Source organism: Streptomyces malaysiense, assembly GCF_000980885.2.
In the GTDB taxonomy this organism is placed as follows: Bacteria; Actinomycetota; Actinomycetes; order Streptomycetales; family Streptomycetaceae; genus Streptomyces; species Streptomyces malaysiense.
The window spans coordinates 24,379-39,638 of sequence record NZ_LBDA02000007.1 but is presented as its reverse complement, the minus strand read 5'-3'; the positions used below and the strand labels follow the sequence as shown (position 1 = coordinate 39,638).

The following is a 15,260-nucleotide window of genomic DNA, read 5'->3' as shown; positions in this document are numbered from 1 at the left end:
CCGTACGTCCTTGAAGGACGTACGGCGCCCACGGTCTCGTGTTTGTGCGCTCGCGGCTTGCCCGCTATGCCGACTTGCGGCTGTCCCGGGGATGCACGGCGATGTTCATCGCCCCCGAACGCAGCACCGCCAGGCGCTCCTCGAGGACCTCTTCGAGCTCCTCGCGGGTGCGCCGCTCCATCAGCATGTCCCAATGGGTGCGCGCGGGCTTGGCCTTCTTCTCCTCCGGGCCGTCACCGTCCACCAGGAGTGCCTGGGCCCCGCAGACCTTGCACTCCCACTCCGGCGGGATCTCCGCCTCGACCGAGAAGGGCATCTCGAACCGGTGCCCCTTCTCACATGCGTACTCCACGGCCTGGCGCGGGGCCAGGTCGATGCCGCGGTCCGTCTCGTAGCTGGTCACCACGAGGCGCGTACCGCGAAGAGCTCGCTCACTCATGAATCGTGCCTCCCGGGCTTGTCGCCCACAGGACAGGTGTCGCTGTCGTCGTCATCCGGTCAACGTCCGGTCGGCGGTAAAGATTCCCGTTCCGGGTCATGCGTCGCCGTCGTAGCCGCCCCTTGTTCTACCCACAGGCGCCCGGTTTGTCACATCTACTAGCAGATGTCACCCAGCGTTTCGGCATCTTTGACGCGCAGTAACGGTACGCCTGGCAGGCCAAACGCGTACACTACCGCCCTTTCGCGCCGAGTGCTAAATCGGCACTAGACCTTGTCGGGTACCGGGTTCCCCGCCGCGGCGATCGCACGCCGCACCGGGACCCGGGCGAGCAGCGCGAACCCGATGACGAAGAAGGCCACCAGGGAGATGATCGCGGAGCGGTAGCTACCGGTCAGCTGGTACGTCACGCCGAACAGCATCGGGCCGAGCCAGCTCATCCCGCGGTCGCTGAGCTCGTACGCCGAGAAGTACTCGGCCTCCTTGCCCGGCGGCACCAGGTGGGAGAAGAGCGAGCGGGACAGCGCCTGGCTGCCGCCGAGCACCATGCCGATGCCGGCGGCCAGCAGGAAGAAGAACACCGGCGCCTTCGCGGGCAGGAAGTACCCGGCGGCGAGCGTGATCGTCCAGGCCACCAGCGAGCCGAGGATGGTGCGCTGGGCGCCGTACGTCCGCGCCAGGCGGCCCATCGCCAGGGCGCCCGCCACGGCCAGCACCTGCACCAGCAGCACGGCCACGATCAGCGTGGACTGCCCGAGCCCCAGCTCCTGGGAGCCGTAGACCGAGGCCTGGGAGATGACGGTCTGGATGCCGTCGTTGTAGATCAGGTACGCCAGCAGGAAGGACAGCGTCAGCGGATGCCGGCGCATGTCCCGCGCCGTCGCCGCCAGCTGCCGCAGCCCCGTCGAGGGGACCCCGTCCGCCGGGGCCCCGCCCGCCGCCCGCGCCCGCCGGTCGCGCAGCAGCCGCAGCGGTACGAGGGTGAAGGCACCCCACCACAGGCCCGCCGAGGCCAGGCAGATGCGCACGGCCTGGCCCTGGCTCAGGCCGAAGGAGTCGTGCGCCGAGTACAGGACCAGGTTGGCGACGAGGACCATGGAACCCGAGCCGTAGCCGAAGGCCCAGCCGCGGGAGGAGACCGCGTCGCGTTCCTCGGGCGGGGCGATCTGCGGCAGGTAGGAGTTGTAGAGCATCGCGCCGACGGCCGCCGAGGCGTTGGCCACGACGAGCAGCACCCCGCCCAGCAGATACCGGTCTCCGTCCAGGAAGAACATGCCCGTGGTCGCCGCCGCGCCGGTGTACGCCGCCGCCGCGAGCAGCGGCTTCTTGCGGCCCGTGCGGTCGGCCGCGCTGCCCGCCAGCGGCATCGCCACGACGGCCAGGATCACCGACAGGGACACCGAGTAGGCGAAGTACGACCCCGCCCGTACCGGTATGCCCAGCGGGTGCACATAGCCGCCGGAGTCCGCCGCGCGCTCGGCGACCGAGGTGAGATAGGGGCCGATGAACACGGTCAGGACGCTCGCCGAATAGACGGAGCACGCCCAGTCGTAGAAATACCAGCCTCTTTGCTGGCGCCGGAGGTCGGCGGTCTCGTCCGCCACCCCCGCGCGCACGGTGTCGATCCCCATCGTGCCCTCGCTTCCGCTCCCCTGCGAAGGCAAGGGCGGGCGGTGCCGGGTCGGTTCAGACCCAGACCCCGCGCTCCTCCATGACCTCGCGCAATGTGTCGATGTGATCGGTCATGATGCCATCCACGCCGAGGTCCAGCAGCCGGTGCATACGTGCCGGTTCGTTGATCGTCCAGACGTGGACGTGCAGCCCGCGCGCGTGGGCGGCGCGGACGAAGCGGGCGTCGACCACCGGGACGCCCGACTGGGTCTGCGGCACCTGCGCGGCCACCGCGGAGCGGCGCGGCGCGGCCGGCAGTCCCCAGGAGCGGAGCCGCAGGCTCAGCACCCCGCCGGTGCCCAGGGAGGTGGCCAGGCGGGGGCCCGCCAGCCGCTGGGCGCGCAGCACCCGCGCCTCGGAGAACGAGCCCAAACAGACCCGGTCCCAGGCGCCGGTGCGCTCCAGCAGGTCCAGCAGCGGCCGCAGCGCGGGCTCCGCCTTGACGTCGATGTTCCAGCGGACCTCGGGGAAGGTCTCCAGCAACTCCTCGAACAGCGGCACCGGTTCACGGCCGCCCACCCGAGCCCGCCGGACCTCGGCCCAGGGCAGGTCGGCGATGCGGCCCGCACCGTCGGTGACCCGGTCCAGGGTCGTGTCGTGGAAGGCCACGAGCCGGCCGTCGGCCGTGGCGTGCACATCGGTCTCGATGTAGCGGTAGCCCAGCTCCACGGCGCGGCGGAACTGCGCCGTGGTGTTCTCCACCCCGTCGGCGGCTCCGCCGCGATGGGCGAAGGCGATGGGGCCCGGGTGGTCGAGGTAGGGGTGGCGTATCGCGGTGGTCACCGACGCAGTATCGCTCCGCGGGGTGTCCTTTCGGCAACGATCGTGCTGCCGCTCGATGCCGGGGGCAGCGCGAACACCCGCAGGAAGAACTGGGCCAGCGGGCCGATGGACAGCGCGTACAGCACGGTGCCCACGCCGATGGTGCCGCCCAGCGCGAACCCGGTGGCCACGACCGTCACCTCGATCACCGTGCGCATCAGCCTGATCGAGCGCCCGGTGCGCTGGTGCAGGCCCGTCATCAGCCCGTCGCGCGGGCCCGGTCCGAAGCGCGCCGCGATGTACAGGCCGGTGGCCGCGCCGTTGAGCAGGACGCCGGCGAGCATCAGCGGGACGCGGACGAGCGGCGAGTGCGCCGGGGGCAGCAGCGCGAGCGTGCCGTCGAGGGCCAGGCCGATGAGGAAGACATTGGACACGGTGCCGAGGCCGGGGCGCAGGCGCAGCGGGATCCAGAGCAGCAGCACCGCCGCGCCCACGGCGATCGACACCTCGCCGATGCTCAGCCCGGTCCGCCGCGCGAGCCCCTGGTGCAGCACCCCCCAGGGCTCCAGGCCCAGCCCCGAGGCGACGAGCAGCGCGGAGCTCACGCCGTAGAGCGTCAGTCCGGCGTAGAGCTGGACCAATCGGCGTCCTGTATGTCCGGGAGCGGACACGGCATACCCCCCTGGGTAGTGGTAGTGGCCTGACGCGTGTCACTCTGTGGCTTGGAAGGAAACTCCATCCATGGCCAATCTGGGGAAGGTGGACTGATCTCATGGCGCAGTGGACCTCGGCAGTGGGGGCCGCGCAGCTCGCCCGGCTGCTCAACTCCCAGCAGGAACGGCCGGCCGGGCCCGGCAGCCGCCGTCCGCCCGCCTACCGGGCGCTCGCCGACGGCATCCGGCTGCTGGTTCTGGAGGGGCGCGTCCCGGTCGCCGCCCGGCTGCCCGCCGAACGCGAACTGGCCCTCTCCCTCTCGGTGAGCCGCACCACGGTCGCGGCCGCCTACGAGGCGCTGCGCGGCGAGGGCTTCCTGGAGTCCCGGCGCGGCGCGGGCAGCTGGACCGCGGTCCCGGCCGGCAACCCGGTGCCCGCGCGCGGCCTGGAGCCGCTGCCCCCGGAGGCCCTCGGCTCGGTGATCGACCTGGGCTGCGCCTCCCTGCCCGCGCCCGAGCCCTGGCTCACCCGCGCCGTGCAGGGCGCGCTGGAGGAACTACCGCCCTACGCGCACACGCACGGCGACTACCCGGCCGGGCTGCCCGCCCTGCGCGCGATGATCGCCGAGCGCTACACCGCGCGCGGGATCCCCACGATGCCCGAGCAGATCATGGTGACGACCGGCGCGATGGGCGCCATCGACGCGATCTGCCACCTCTTCGCGGGCCGCGGCGAGCGCATCGCGGTGGAGTCCCCGTCCTACGCGAACATCCTCCAGTTGATGCGCGAGGCCGGCGCGCGGCTGGTGCCGGTCGCGATGGCGGAGGGGCTCGCCGGGTGGGACATGGACCGCTGGCGCCAGGTCCTGCGGGAGGCCGCGCCCCGACTCGCCTATGTGGTCGCCGACTTCCACAACCCCACGGGCGCGCTGGCCGACGAGGACCAGCGGCGCCGTCTCGTGGACGCGGCCCGCGCGGCCGGCACGGTGCTCGTCGCCGACGAGACGATGAGCGAGCTGTGGCTGGAGGAGGAGCTGGGGGAGGGGCGGATGCCCCGCCGGGTCTGCGCCTTCGACACCGCGGGCTCCACGGTGATCACGGTCGGCTCGGCCAGCAAGGCGTTCTGGGCCGGCATGCGGATCGGGTGGGTGCGGGCGGCACCCGACATCGTCCGCAGCCTGGTCGCGGCGCGGGCGTACGCCGACCTGGGGACGCCGGTGCTGGAGCAGCTGGCCGTCAACTGGCTGTTCAGCACGGGGGGCTGGGAGCAGGCGGTCGCGCTGCGGCGGGCGCAGGCACGGGAGAACCGGGACGCCCTCGTCGCCGCGCTGCGCCGGGAGCTGCCGGACTGGGAGTTCGAGGTTCCCCGAGGCGGCCTGACCCTCTGGGTCCGCGCGGGCGGCCTGTCCGGCTCCCGTCTCGCGGAGATGGGCGAACGCACGGGCGTCCGCGTCCCCTCCGGCCCGCGCTTCGGCGTCGACGGCGCGTTCGAGGGGTACGTCCGGCTGCCGTTCACCGTTGGGGGAGCGGTGGCGGAGGAGGCGGCGGTACGGCTCGCCGCGGCGGCGCGGCTGGTGGAGACCGGAGGGACGGGGGCGGCGGCGGAGTCGCCGCGGACGTTCGTGGCGTAGCGGGCCCCGGAGGGCGCGGGTGAGCCGTGCGATCAGCGGTGCCGCACCCGCGCCTGCGGACTACTCCGCCGCCACCGGCTCCGCGGGAACCCGCTCGGGCTTGCTCAGGTCGATCGGCTCGGGCGGCCGCGCGGCCCTCGGCGGCAGCAGATCCAGCACCGCCCGCCGGTCGCCCTCGCTCGTCGCGTCGTCGTACGGATCCGGTGTCCTCGGCACCTGGAGCCGGTGCACCGGCCCCTGGCCCAGCCGCGCGTACCCGCGCCCCGGCGGCATCTGCGCCGGCGGAGTCGTCCGCGGCTCTGCCCCCAGCACCGCCGCCGCCTGCCGCGCGGACGCGGGGCCGAGGGCGACCCGGGCCCGGGTGTGCTGCCGTACCGTGTCGCTCAGCGCGTCGAGGCCGTCGTACTGCTCGGCGACGACGACGGTCACGTTCGCCGCCCGCCCGTGCCGCAGGGGCACCTGGAGCAGGTCCTGCGGGTCCTCGCGGTCGTCCACCCGCGCGAGGTGCGCGAAGACGCTCGGCCGGTCGAGGAGGATCCACAGGGGGCGCCGGGTGTCGGCCGGGGGCGGGTCACCCGCCTGCCGGGCGAGGTTGATCGCCACCAGCCGCCGTTCCGTCTCCCGCGTGGCCCACTCCAGGCTCGCCAGCGCCCCCGGCAGCGCGCACTCCACGGCCGGCACCCCGTCCCGGCCGGTCAGGCACGCGTACTCGCCGGTGCCCCCGCCGTCCACGATGAGGACGTCGCCGTGCTGGAGCGCCTGGAGGGCGAGGGAGCGCAGCAGCGTGGACGTGCCGCTGCCGGGCTGGCCGACCGCCAGCAGGTGCGGCTCGGTGGAGCGGGTGCCGGTGCGCCAGACGACCGGCGGCACGTCGCGCTGCTCCTCGTAGGGGTCCCCGTAGTCCCCGAAGGAGAGGGGGAGGGTGCGCTGAACCTCGCTCGGGTCGGTGAAGCCGAGCACGCTCTCGCCGGGCGCGGTCACGAACCGCTGGGCCACGATGTCGGCGGGCAGCGGCGGCAGGACGGTCACGGCGAGCTGGTTGGCCTCCTCGTCCCACCCGAAGCGGTACTCGCGCCCGCGCCCCGCCTTCGCGGTGAGCACCTGCTCGACCCGCGCGCGGGCCTCGGGCTCGCCGTCCGGGAAGTACGCGGGATAGCGGAGCACCAGCTGCCCGACGCGCCCCGCGTCGTCGAACTCGTGCGCGGTGAAGGCCTTCTCCCACTCCCCGCCGTGCGCGTAGAGCGGCGCGGGGTCCTCGGGGACGGAGAAGTAGGGCACCAGCGCGTCGTACAGCACCTGGAGCCGCTCGGTCCGGGATTCGTCGGGCCTCTCGGGGGCGGGCGGGGTGCGGTCGCGGCCCAGCCAGGCCGCCGCCGCCATCACGGTGACGACGGCGAGCAGCGGTCCGTACGGGGCCAGCGCCACCACCAGGACCACGCAGGCCACCAGGAAGAGCAGTGGCCCGCGCCGGTCCTTGGGGGTGGCGGCCCACCTGCCGCGCCCCGCCGAGGCCAGCAGGCGCAGCCCGCGGGACAGGGTGATCAGCGGATGGAGGACGTCGGTGGCGCTGTCGGCCGCCGTCCGGGCCAGCTCCCGGCTCCGGGCCAGCTGCGTCCGCGCGAGCTGCGCGCCGTCCTTGCTCAGAATGCGGGGGAGTGGGCGCCGGGCCACTGCTGTCTCCTGGTGGTGCGTGCGGGCGGGGCGTCGTGCCGGACCGGCGTCAGAACTTGATCCCGCCCAGGAGGCTGGCCAGGCTCTCCCCGCCGGCCTTGATGCTCGGCGCGATGGCCGTGTTCGACAGGTAGAACCCGAACAGCGTCGAGATGCACGCGTGCGATCCCTTGAGGCCGTCCTTGCGGAAGTAGAGGAACACGACGGTGCCGAGCAGGACGACGCCTGACATGGAGAGGATCATTTGGGTGCCTCCTGGTGTCGAAGGGGACAGTCACCATCAGTACTTCCAGGATCACAGCATGTGTCTATACGACAAAGAGCGCAACTGGGTGAATATCGTGACTATTCGCCCGTATGGTGGAGCCAATGCGGGGCTGTTGAGCAGGGCACTTGCGGACGGGCCCGCCCGTAGCGATCTTTACGTCGGGCACAACGGGTGATGTGAGGCACGAGCCAGTACCCTTGCGGTTCACCTGAACGGTTGTAATGAGAGGCGGTCCGGCCGATGAGCGAAGCCCCCGACCCCGAGGTCGTGGAGCTGGCGACCAAGATCTTCGATCTGGCCCGGCAGGGGCGGACCGAGGCACTCGTGGCGTACGTCGACGCGGGCGTTCCGGCCAACCTCACCAACGACCGCGGGGACTCCCTCGTGATGCTCGCCGCGTACCACGGGCACGCCGCCGCGGTGCGCGCGCTGCTCGCCCGGGGCGCCGAGGCGAACCGCGTCAACGACCGGGGCCAGACCCCTCTCGCGGGCGCGGTCTTCAAGGGGGAGACGGAGGTCGTCAAGGCCCTCCTGGAGGGCGGCGCCGACCCCGCCGAGGGCACGCCGTCGGCCGTCGACACCGCCCGGATGTTCGGTCGGGCCGATGTGCTCGAACTGTTCGGCGTCAGCTGACACAGGGCTTCTGACCAGCTAAGAAACGGAAAACGGGGGAGGCGGTACAGGGCCGCCGGAAATACGGTCGCGGCAGCACACACCGCGGGTCATCATGACGACGTGATTCACGGACGCGATGGCTGGGCAGGTGTTGCCGCACCGCGCGGACCGTGATGCGGTCCGCATGGGCCACCGACGAGAGGCAGAGAGAAATGGGTTGCAGCAAGCAAGAGACGGCGGGCGCTCCGACGTTGTGTCACACGGCCAGGTAGTGCGTGTTCCCCGGTTGCGTCGACGCTTGATGTGAGGCTGTTTCCCATGTTCGATCCGGTCATAGCGCCCAGCGGTACGCTGCTCGGCCTGCTCCAGCGGGGCCGCGGCGACGGCACGCTGCACGCGCTCACCGCCCCCCGCGCGGAAGCGCTCGCGGCCCTCAACCACTGCGTGCTGCGCGATCCCCGCCACGACTGGCAGGTGGAGAACCGCTCCCTGTACTACGCCCGGCTCTTCCTCGACCTGAGCGGCGAGCTGGACGCCGTCGAGGCACACCTCTTCGACCCCGAGGACCACCTGGAGACGGACGAGTCCCGCACCGGCCTGGCCCTCGCCGTGCTCGGCCACCTCGCCTCGTACGGCCGCCGGGACGCCCTCGACCTGCTGCGCCGGTACGCCGCCCAGGGCGCCAACTGGGCCTGGGCGCTGGACGAACTGGCGCTGCGCGACGACGACGCGGGGCTGCGCGCCCTCGCGGTCCCCGTGCTCGCCCGGTTCCCCGCCGACCCCGAGGGCGAGGCCGAACTGGCCACCGCCGTGCGCGACGCCTTCGAACCCCGGCCCTGGCGGCTGTGGGCCGAGGACCCGCGCGACGGCATCGGCGCCCGGGTGCGCGCCGCCCACGAAGCCGGATGCTTCGACCGCTGGCAACGGCAGATGCGGCCGGCCGGGCCCCGCCCCGGCTGGAGTGTGCGCGCCGTCTTCGAGTGGGCCCAGCAGGGCCTCGACCGCGGCGCCGCCCGCCATGTGCCCGCCGCCCGCTGTCTGGTCGCCGTGGCCGGGCCCGAGGACCGGCCGGAGATCCTCCTGGCCGCCCGCGCCGGCACCGACGGGGCCCGCTGTACGGCGCTGCGCTATCTCGCCGACAGCAACGATCCCGAGGCGCTCGACCTCGTCGAGGCAGCGGTCGCCGACGGCACCGCGGTCGTCGTGGAGGCGGCCGTCGACGCCTTCGAACGGATGCGCAGTGTCGCGGCCGTGGACCGTGCGCGCCGCTGGGCCCAGCGGCCCGACGTGCTCGGCGCCGCCGCAGGCCGGGTCCTCGCCTGCCGCGGTGGTGCCCAGGACAGCCCGCTGGTGCTCGGCGCCCTGCGCGAGGCCGTGCGCGGCGAGGGTCCCGACGCGCCCACGCTGTGGACCCTGGTCGACGGCGCGGGACGCCTCGGCATCGCCTGCGCGGCGCCGGTGCTGCGCCACGTCTACCGCGAGACCGCCTCCTCCCACCTCCGCGGCCGGGCCGCCCGTGCCCTCGCCGCCACCGATCCGTCCTTCGCCGCCGGCTTCGCCGTCGAATGCCTCTGGGACTGCGAGGAGACCACCCGGGAACTCGCCGCCCGCCACGCCGAGACCGGCGACAACCGGGTCGTCGAACGCCTCCGCCGCCTCGCCGCCGACCCGGCCGAGGAGGACGAGGTCCAGACGGCGGTCCGCAGCCGCTTCGGGCCGGACATGTCGGCGGGCTGACGCGAGGCCGGCGAGGCCGCGTACGCGACGCGCGCCGGCGCACACGACCCGGCGCGTCCGCCCGCGGAGCACAACGCTCATGGGACGTTCCCCGGGCGGAAAGATCGACGTTGACGCGGCCACGCCCGGTGCGGCGACAACACCCGTATGCGTGTCGTCATCGTGACCGAATCCTTTCCCCCCGATGTGAACGGCGTGGCCCACTGCGCGCTCCAGACCGCCCGGCACCTCGTCGACCGCGGTCACCAGCCACTCGTCGTCGCCCCCGCACCGTCCCCCCTGTCGTCGGCCTCGCTCGAACAGGGTGGCGCCCCCGGTGGCCGCGGCACGGACGCCCCGTGTCCGGTCGTCCGCGTCCCCTCCCTCCCGCTCCCCGGCTACCCCCAGGTCCGCGTCGCCCTTCCCAGCAGGCGGCTGGCCGCGGCCCTGGTGACGCACCGGCCCGATGTGGTGCACCTCGCCAGTCCCTTCGTGCTCGGCGCCCGCGGGATGGCGGCGGCCGCCCGGCTCGGCCTGCCCGCCGTGGCCGTCTACCAGACCGACCTCGCCGGTTACGCCCGCACCTACATGGGCGCCGGAGAGGCCGCCGCCTGGCGCCGGATCCGCTCCGTGCACGCCGCCGCCGACCGCACCCTCGCCCCCTCCAGCGCCGCCCTGGGCGATCTGGAGACGCACGGGGTGCCCCGGGTGCGGCTGTGGCCCCGGGGCGTGGACACCGTACGCTTCCGGCCGGACCGTCGTGACGGGGAACTGCGGCGGGAACTCGCTCCGAACGGCGAACTGATCGTCGGCTACGTCGGCCGGCTCGCCCCGGAGAAGCACGTCGAACTGCTCGCCGGGGTCTGCGCCCTGGACGGCGTCAGGCTCGTGGTCGTCGGCGACGGACCCAGCCACGCCCACCTGACCGAGGCGCTGCCCGGCGCCGCCTTCCTGGGCCGCCGTACCGGCGACGAACTGGCGCGGATCTTCGCCTCGCTGGACGTGTTCGCGCACACCGGTCCGTTCGAGACCTTCTGCCAGACCGTGCAGGAGGCCATGGCCAGCGGCGTCCCCGTCGTCGCGCCGGCCGTCGGCGGGCCGCTGGACCTGGTCCACCACGGCCGCACCGGACTGCTCGTGCCGCCGCGCGACGCCGAGGCCGTCCGCGACGCCGTGCGCGCCCTGGCCGGGGACCCCGCGCGCCGCGCCGCGTTCGGCGCCGCCGCTCGCACCCTGGTCGAGGACCGCACCTGGGCCGCCGTGGGCGACCGGCTGATCGGACACTACGAGGACGTGCTCGCCGGGCGCCGGACGGCGGTGGCGGCATGAGCGCCCGGCCGCTGCGCATCGTCCGGCTCGCCAACTTCGTCGCGCCCGCCTCCGGGGGGCTGCGCACCGCCCTGCGCGAGCTGGGCAGGGGCTTCCTGGCGGCGGGCCACGAACCGGTGCTGATCGTGCCCGGCGCCCGGCACACCGACACCGACACCGAGCAGGGCCGCGTCATCACCCTGCCCGGACCGCCGCTCCCCGGCACCGGCGGCTACCGCGTGCTGACCGGCAAGCGCCGCCTCGCCGCCCTCCTGGAGGACCTCGGACCCGACCGGCTGGAGGTCTCCGACCGCACCACCCTGCGCTGGACCGGCCGCTGGGCCCGCCGGGCACGCGTGCCCGCCGTGATGGTCTCCCACGAGACCGCCGACGGCGTGCTGCGCACCTGGGGCCTGCCCGAAAACCTGTCCAGACGAGCCGCGGACGCCCTCAACACCCGTACCGCGCACGTCTATTCGCGGGTGGTGTGCACCACCGAGTACGCCGAGCGCGAGTTCGTCCGGATCGGCGCGCGCAATGTCGTACGCGCCCCCCTGGGCGTCGACCTGACGGCCCGCCACCCCGCACTGCGCGACCCGGGCGTGCGCACGCGGCACGCGCGCGGGGGAGAGGCTCTGCTGGTGATGTGCTCCCGGCTGTCCGTGGAGAAGCGTCCCGGCACCGCCCTGGACACCCTGGAGGCGCTGATACGACGCGGACGACCCGCGGTGCTGGTGGTCGCGGGGGACGGGCCGCTGCGGGGCCGGCTGGAGCAGCGCGCCCGGGAACGGGGGCTGCCGGTGACCTTCCTCGGCCACCTCTCCGACCGGGCCGCGCTCGGCGCGCTCCAGGCCGCCGCCGATCTCGCGCTCGCCCCCGGACCCGCCGAGACCTTCGGGCTCGCCGCCCTGGAGGCGATGGCCTGCGGCACGCCCGTGGTGGCCAGCGCCTCCTCCGCGCTGCCCGAGGTCATCGGGACGGCCGGGGCGACCGCGGCCGGCCACGGGGAGGCGTTCGCCGACGCCGTCGAACTGCTCCTGGACCGGCCCGAGGCCGAACGCCGGGAGGCGGCACGCGCGCGAGCCGAGTGCTTCGGCTGGGGCACGGCGGTGGAGGCGTTCCTCGCCGCCCACGACGCGCAGGTGCTGGACCGCGCCGAGGGCCGCGGGGACGGCCGCGCCGGCACCCACCGGGGCGTTCCGGAGGGCGTGGCATGAGACCGGTCCGCTTCGTCGCCCTCGGGGACTCGCTGACCGAGGGCGTGGGCGACTTCACCGAGGCCGGCCCCCGGGGCTGGGCCGCGCTGCTCGCGCCCTCGCTCGGCGCGGGCACGGAGTTCACCAACCTCGCGGTCAGCGGCGCGCAGACCCGGGACGTGCTGGAGCGGCAGACGCCGGCCGCTCTCGCGCTGCGCCCCGATCTGGTCGCGGTGCTCGTCGGCGTCAACGACACCCTGCGGCACACCTTCGACGTCCACGCGGTCGCCGCCCGCCTCGACCAGGTCTACGCGGCCTGCGCCCGTGCGGGCGCCACCCTGCTGACCGCCTGCCTGCCCGACCCCGGGGCGATGCTCGGCCTGCCGGGCGCCCTGGCCGCCCCGCTGGCCCGGCGCCAGCGGGCGGTCGACGCGGTCGTGCACGCCCTGTCCGACCGGTACGGCGCGGTGCACCTGCACGCGTCCGACGGCGGCTGGATCGCCGACCGCGCCCTGTGGAGCGCGGACCGGCTGCACCCCGGCGAACGCGGGCACCGCCGGCTGGCCGCCCGCTTCCACGCGCTGCTCACCGAAACGGGCCACGCCACCGGCCGACCCCCCTCGCAGGAACCGGAGTTCCCCGCGCCGACCCGCACGGCGAGCCTGCTGTGGCTGGCCACCGCGGGCACCGCGTGGGCGGCCCGCCGCTGCCGGGACCTGCTGCCTCAACTCCTCTCCCTCGCCACCGAGGAACTCCGCCACCGCGCCCGTGGCACCACGGCCCACCTCGACCTGCGCATGACGACCACGGTCTCCGCCGCGCTCGCGGCCTTGCCGGCGCCTCGTCCGGCCCCGCGGGATGAGGTGGAGCGCCGCACGAGCCGGCTGGGGGCGGAGGCCGGCTGAGCGGTCGTCCGTGGTTCGCGGGTGTGGAGAGGGGGGCCTTCGGTGCTGTCCCAGGGGTGCGCTGGGGAAGATGCTCATGGCCCGCTGAGGCCGGGTGCTGGGATGCGTCGCGGCCCGTGGCCCGTGGCGTGGTCGGCCGACCGGTCAGCGGCGGCCCGTCGGAACGAAGCGGAGCGGGGTTCCCGGTGCCGCCTGGGCCGCTGCCGGGAGGTCGGGTGGGTGCACCACGGCGATCACCGGATAGCCGCCGGTGGTCGGGTGGTCGGCGAGGAAGACCATCGGGCGGCCGTCCGGCGGTACCTGCACGGCGCCCAGCACCATCCCCTCGCTGGGCAGTTCGCCCTCCCGGGCGCGTTCCAGGGCGGGGCCCTCGGTGCGCAGACCGATGCGGTTGCTCGCCGGGGACACCCGGTAGGCGCGCGTGGTCAGGTCGCGGCGTCCGCGTGCCGTGAACCAGTCCGCGCGCGGGCCCGGCGTCACCCGGAGCACCAGTTCGGCCGGCGGGCCCGGCCGCGGGGCGGTGTCCACGCGTGCGGGCGGTGCGGCCGGGAGGCCGAGCGGCAGCACCGTGCCCTCGGCGAGCGGGGCCGGGCCGAGTCCGGACAGCAGGTCGGTGGCGCGGCTGCCGAGCACCGGCTCCACGGTGATGCCGCCGCGCACGGCGACGTAGCTGCGTACCCCCGCCGACACCGCGCCCACCTGGAGGAGTTCACCGGCGGGCAGCACCACGGGCGCGCCCCACGCCGCCGGGCGGCCGCCGACCGCCACCGGGCACGGCGCCCCGCCGACCACCACGGTGACCGTCGAGCGGGAGCGCAGCGCACACCCGTCCAGCGTCGTCTCCAGGACCGCGGCGTCCGGCCCGTTCCCGGCCAGCCGGTTGACGAGCGCCGCCGCCGGCGGATCCAGCGCGCCGGAGCGGGGCACCCCGAGATGTGCGTACCCGGGCCGCCCGATGTCCTGCACGGTGGTCAGCAGGCCGGGCCGTACGACGACGAGGGCACGGTCGCTCATGGCCCCTCCACCGGCGCGAACCGCACCCGCGTGCCCGGGGACAGCAGCGCGGCCGGGTCGCGGGTGTGGTCCCAGAGCACCGCGTCGGTGGTGCCGATCAGCTGCCAGCCGCCCGGCGAGGTGCGCGGGTACACACCGGTGTAGGGCCCCGCGAGCGCCACCGCGCCGGGCGGGACCGCCGTGCGCGGAGTGGCCCGGCGCGGGACGGCGTAGCGGGCCGGGAGCCCGGTGAGATAGCCGAAGCCGGGCGCGAACCCGCAGAAGGCCACCGTGAACTCGGTGCCCGCGTGGATACGGACCACCTCCCGCTCGGACACCGCCCAGTGCGCGGCGACGGCGGCGAGGTCGGGGCCGTCGTAGCGCACCGGGATCTCCACCGGGGGGCGCGCCGGGGGCTCGGGCGACTCCCCTTCGAGCGAGCTCAGTTCGGATGCCCAGCGGGCCGGGTCGGGCAGCCCGTCCAGCAGGACCGTGCGCGCGGCCGGCACGATCTCGCGCACGGTCAGCGTGCCCTGCACGCGGCGCCGCAGCAGCGCCGCGTGCAGGGCTCCCGCCTCCTCGGCCGAGTCGGCCTCGATGAGCAGCGCCTCCCGGCCGGCCGGCAGCGCCCTCATGCGAAGGCCTCCACCCGCACGTCCGCCCCGACCAGCCGGGCCCGCACCCGCCGGGCCAGCTCCACCGCGCCGGGCGTGTCGCCGTGCAGGCACAGCGAGCGGGCGCGCACCCGGACCCGGGCGCCGGAGAGCGCGGTGACCGTGCCGGAGACCGCGAGCCCCAGCGAGCGCCGCACCACCGCCTCCGGGTCGGTCACCACCGCGCCGTCCCGGCCACGCGGCACCAGCGTGCCCTCGTCGGTGTACGCGCGGTCCGCGAACGCCTCCGGCACGGCCGGCAGGCCCGCCTTGCCGGCCAGCGCCAGCAGCCGGGAGCCGGGCAGGCCGAGGACCGGCAGCGCGGGGCCGGCGAGGAGCACGCCGTCGATCACCGCGTCCGCCTGCTCCTCGTCCCGCACCACCCGGTTGTAGAGCGCGCCGTGCGGTTTGACGTACGCCACCCGGGCCCCGGCGGCGCGCGCGAACACCTCCAGGGCCCCGATCTGGTAGGCGACTTCGGCCGTCAGCTCGGCGGGTGGCACCTCCATCGCGCGCCGCCCGAACCCGGCGAGGTCCCGGTAGGAGACCTGGGCGCCGATCGTCACCCCGCGTTCGGCGGCCAGCTCGCACACCCGGCGCATGGTGGCCGCGTCCCCGGCGTGGAAGCCGCAGGCCACGTTGGCGCTGGTGACGACGGACAGCAGCTGCTCGTCCTCGGTGAGCCGCCAGCGGCCGAAGCCCTCGCCCAGATCGGCGTTCAGATCGATCGTGGTCATGGTCGTTCCGTGCCTCCGTGTGTCGGACCGGGTCGGACCGGG

15 protein-coding genes are annotated in these 15,260 nt (G+C 74.9%); 6 read left to right on the top strand and 9 right to left on the bottom strand.

Features of this window, described 5'->3' with window-relative positions; genetic code table 11:
• Nucleotides 1-64 precede the first annotated feature (64 nt).
• The 4 genes from VT52_RS03840 to yczE all read right to left on the bottom strand — a co-directional run bounded on the left by VT52_RS03840 (nt 65) and on the right by yczE (nt 3,513).
• Nucleotides 65-439 carry an RNA polymerase-binding protein RbpA gene (locus VT52_RS03840; RefSeq protein ID WP_003977404.1) on the bottom strand — a complete coding sequence of 125 codons (375 nt, stop codon included), beginning with the start codon at nt 437-439 and terminating at the stop codon, nt 65-67.
• A gap of 266 nt (nt 440-705) precedes the next feature.
• On the bottom strand, nt 706-2,070 hold the full coding sequence (locus VT52_RS03835) for an MFS transporter (RefSeq protein ID WP_046421926.1): 1,365 nt from the start codon (nt 2,068-2,070) through the stop codon (nt 706-708).
• Between the two features lie 55 nt (nt 2,071-2,125).
• The gene (locus VT52_RS03830; RefSeq protein WP_046421927.1) at nt 2,126-2,893 is read right to left on the bottom strand and encodes a glycerophosphodiester phosphodiesterase family protein; all 768 of its coding nucleotides are present in this window, start codon (nt 2,891-2,893) and stop codon (nt 2,126-2,128) included.
• On the bottom strand, nt 2,890-3,513 hold the full coding sequence (gene yczE / locus VT52_RS03825; protein ID WP_420856256.1) for a membrane protein YczE: 624 nt from the start codon (nt 3,511-3,513) through the stop codon (nt 2,890-2,892). Before yczE ends, VT52_RS03830 begins: the two co-directional genes overlap by 4 nt.
• Nucleotides 3,514-3,644: 131 nt before the next feature.
• Here yczE and VT52_RS03820 point away from each other — a divergent pair, with 131 nt between their 5' ends.
• Nucleotides 3,645-5,156 carry an SCO1417 family PLP biosynthesis transcription factor gene (locus tag VT52_RS03820; protein ID WP_046421929.1) on the top strand — a complete coding sequence of 504 codons (1,512 nt, stop codon included), beginning with the start codon at nt 3,645-3,647 and terminating at the stop codon, nt 5,154-5,156.
• Between the two features lie 60 nt (nt 5,157-5,216).
• On the opposite strand, the gene VT52_RS03815 is transcribed toward VT52_RS03820, so the two are convergent.
• Both VT52_RS03815 and VT52_RS03810 read right to left on the bottom strand, forming a co-directional pair.
• Nucleotides 5,217-6,827, bottom strand: a complete 1,611-nt coding sequence (locus VT52_RS03815; RefSeq protein WP_046421930.1) for a membrane protein — start codon at nt 6,825-6,827, stop codon at nt 5,217-5,219.
• Nucleotides 6,828-6,876: 49 nt separating this feature from the next.
• The gene (locus VT52_RS03810; protein WP_046421931.1) at nt 6,877-7,071 is read right to left on the bottom strand and encodes a hypothetical protein; all 195 of its coding nucleotides are present in this window, start codon (nt 7,069-7,071) and stop codon (nt 6,877-6,879) included.
• Between the two features lie 264 nt (nt 7,072-7,335).
• Here VT52_RS03810 and VT52_RS03805 point away from each other — a divergent pair, with 264 nt between their 5' ends.
• The 5 genes from VT52_RS03805 to VT52_RS03785 all read left to right on the top strand — a co-directional run bounded on the left by VT52_RS03805 (nt 7,336) and on the right by VT52_RS03785 (nt 12,835).
• The gene (locus VT52_RS03805; protein ID WP_046421932.1) at nt 7,336-7,728 is read left to right on the top strand and encodes an ankyrin repeat domain-containing protein; all 393 of its coding nucleotides are present in this window, start codon (nt 7,336-7,338) and stop codon (nt 7,726-7,728) included.
• Between the two features lie 300 nt (nt 7,729-8,028).
• Entirely contained in the window at nt 8,029-9,447 is a 1,419-nt protein-coding gene (locus tag VT52_RS03800; protein WP_046421933.1) for a hypothetical protein, read from the top strand.
• 147 nt (nt 9,448-9,594) lie between these two features.
• The gene (locus VT52_RS03795; RefSeq protein ID WP_046421934.1) at nt 9,595-10,755 is read left to right on the top strand and encodes a glycosyltransferase family 4 protein; all 1,161 of its coding nucleotides are present in this window, start codon (nt 9,595-9,597) and stop codon (nt 10,753-10,755) included.
• Nucleotides 10,752-11,951, top strand: a complete 1,200-nt coding sequence (locus tag VT52_RS03790; protein WP_046421935.1) for a glycosyltransferase — start codon at nt 10,752-10,754, stop codon at nt 11,949-11,951. The genes VT52_RS03795 and VT52_RS03790 overlap by 4 nt, the downstream gene beginning before the upstream one ends.
• Entirely contained in the window at nt 11,948-12,835 is an 888-nt protein-coding gene (locus VT52_RS03785) for an SGNH/GDSL hydrolase family protein (RefSeq protein ID WP_079174815.1), read from the top strand. The genes VT52_RS03790 and VT52_RS03785 overlap by 4 nt, the downstream gene beginning before the upstream one ends.
• A 144-nt stretch (nt 12,836-12,979) precedes the next feature.
• Here the strand turns inward: VT52_RS03785 and VT52_RS03780 are convergent, their stop codons facing one another.
• The 3 genes from VT52_RS03780 to VT52_RS03770 are packed head-to-tail and all read right to left on the bottom strand — an operon-like array spanning nt 12,980 to nt 15,218.
• Nucleotides 12,980-13,849 (bottom strand): 5-oxoprolinase subunit C family protein, encoded by an 870-nt coding sequence (locus VT52_RS03780; RefSeq protein WP_046421936.1) that lies wholly within the window; start codon nt 13,847-13,849, stop codon nt 12,980-12,982.
• Nucleotides 13,846-14,463, bottom strand: coding sequence for a 5-oxoprolinase subunit B family protein (locus tag VT52_RS03775; RefSeq protein ID WP_046421937.1), 618 nt, complete (start codon nt 14,461-14,463; stop codon nt 13,846-13,848). Before VT52_RS03775 ends, VT52_RS03780 begins: the two co-directional genes overlap by 4 nt.
• A complete protein-coding gene (locus VT52_RS03770) occupies nt 14,460-15,218 on the bottom strand; it encodes a LamB/YcsF family protein (protein WP_046421938.1) in 759 nt (252 codons plus the stop codon). Before VT52_RS03770 ends, VT52_RS03775 begins: the two co-directional genes overlap by 4 nt.
• Nucleotides 15,219-15,260: the final 42 nt, after the last annotated feature.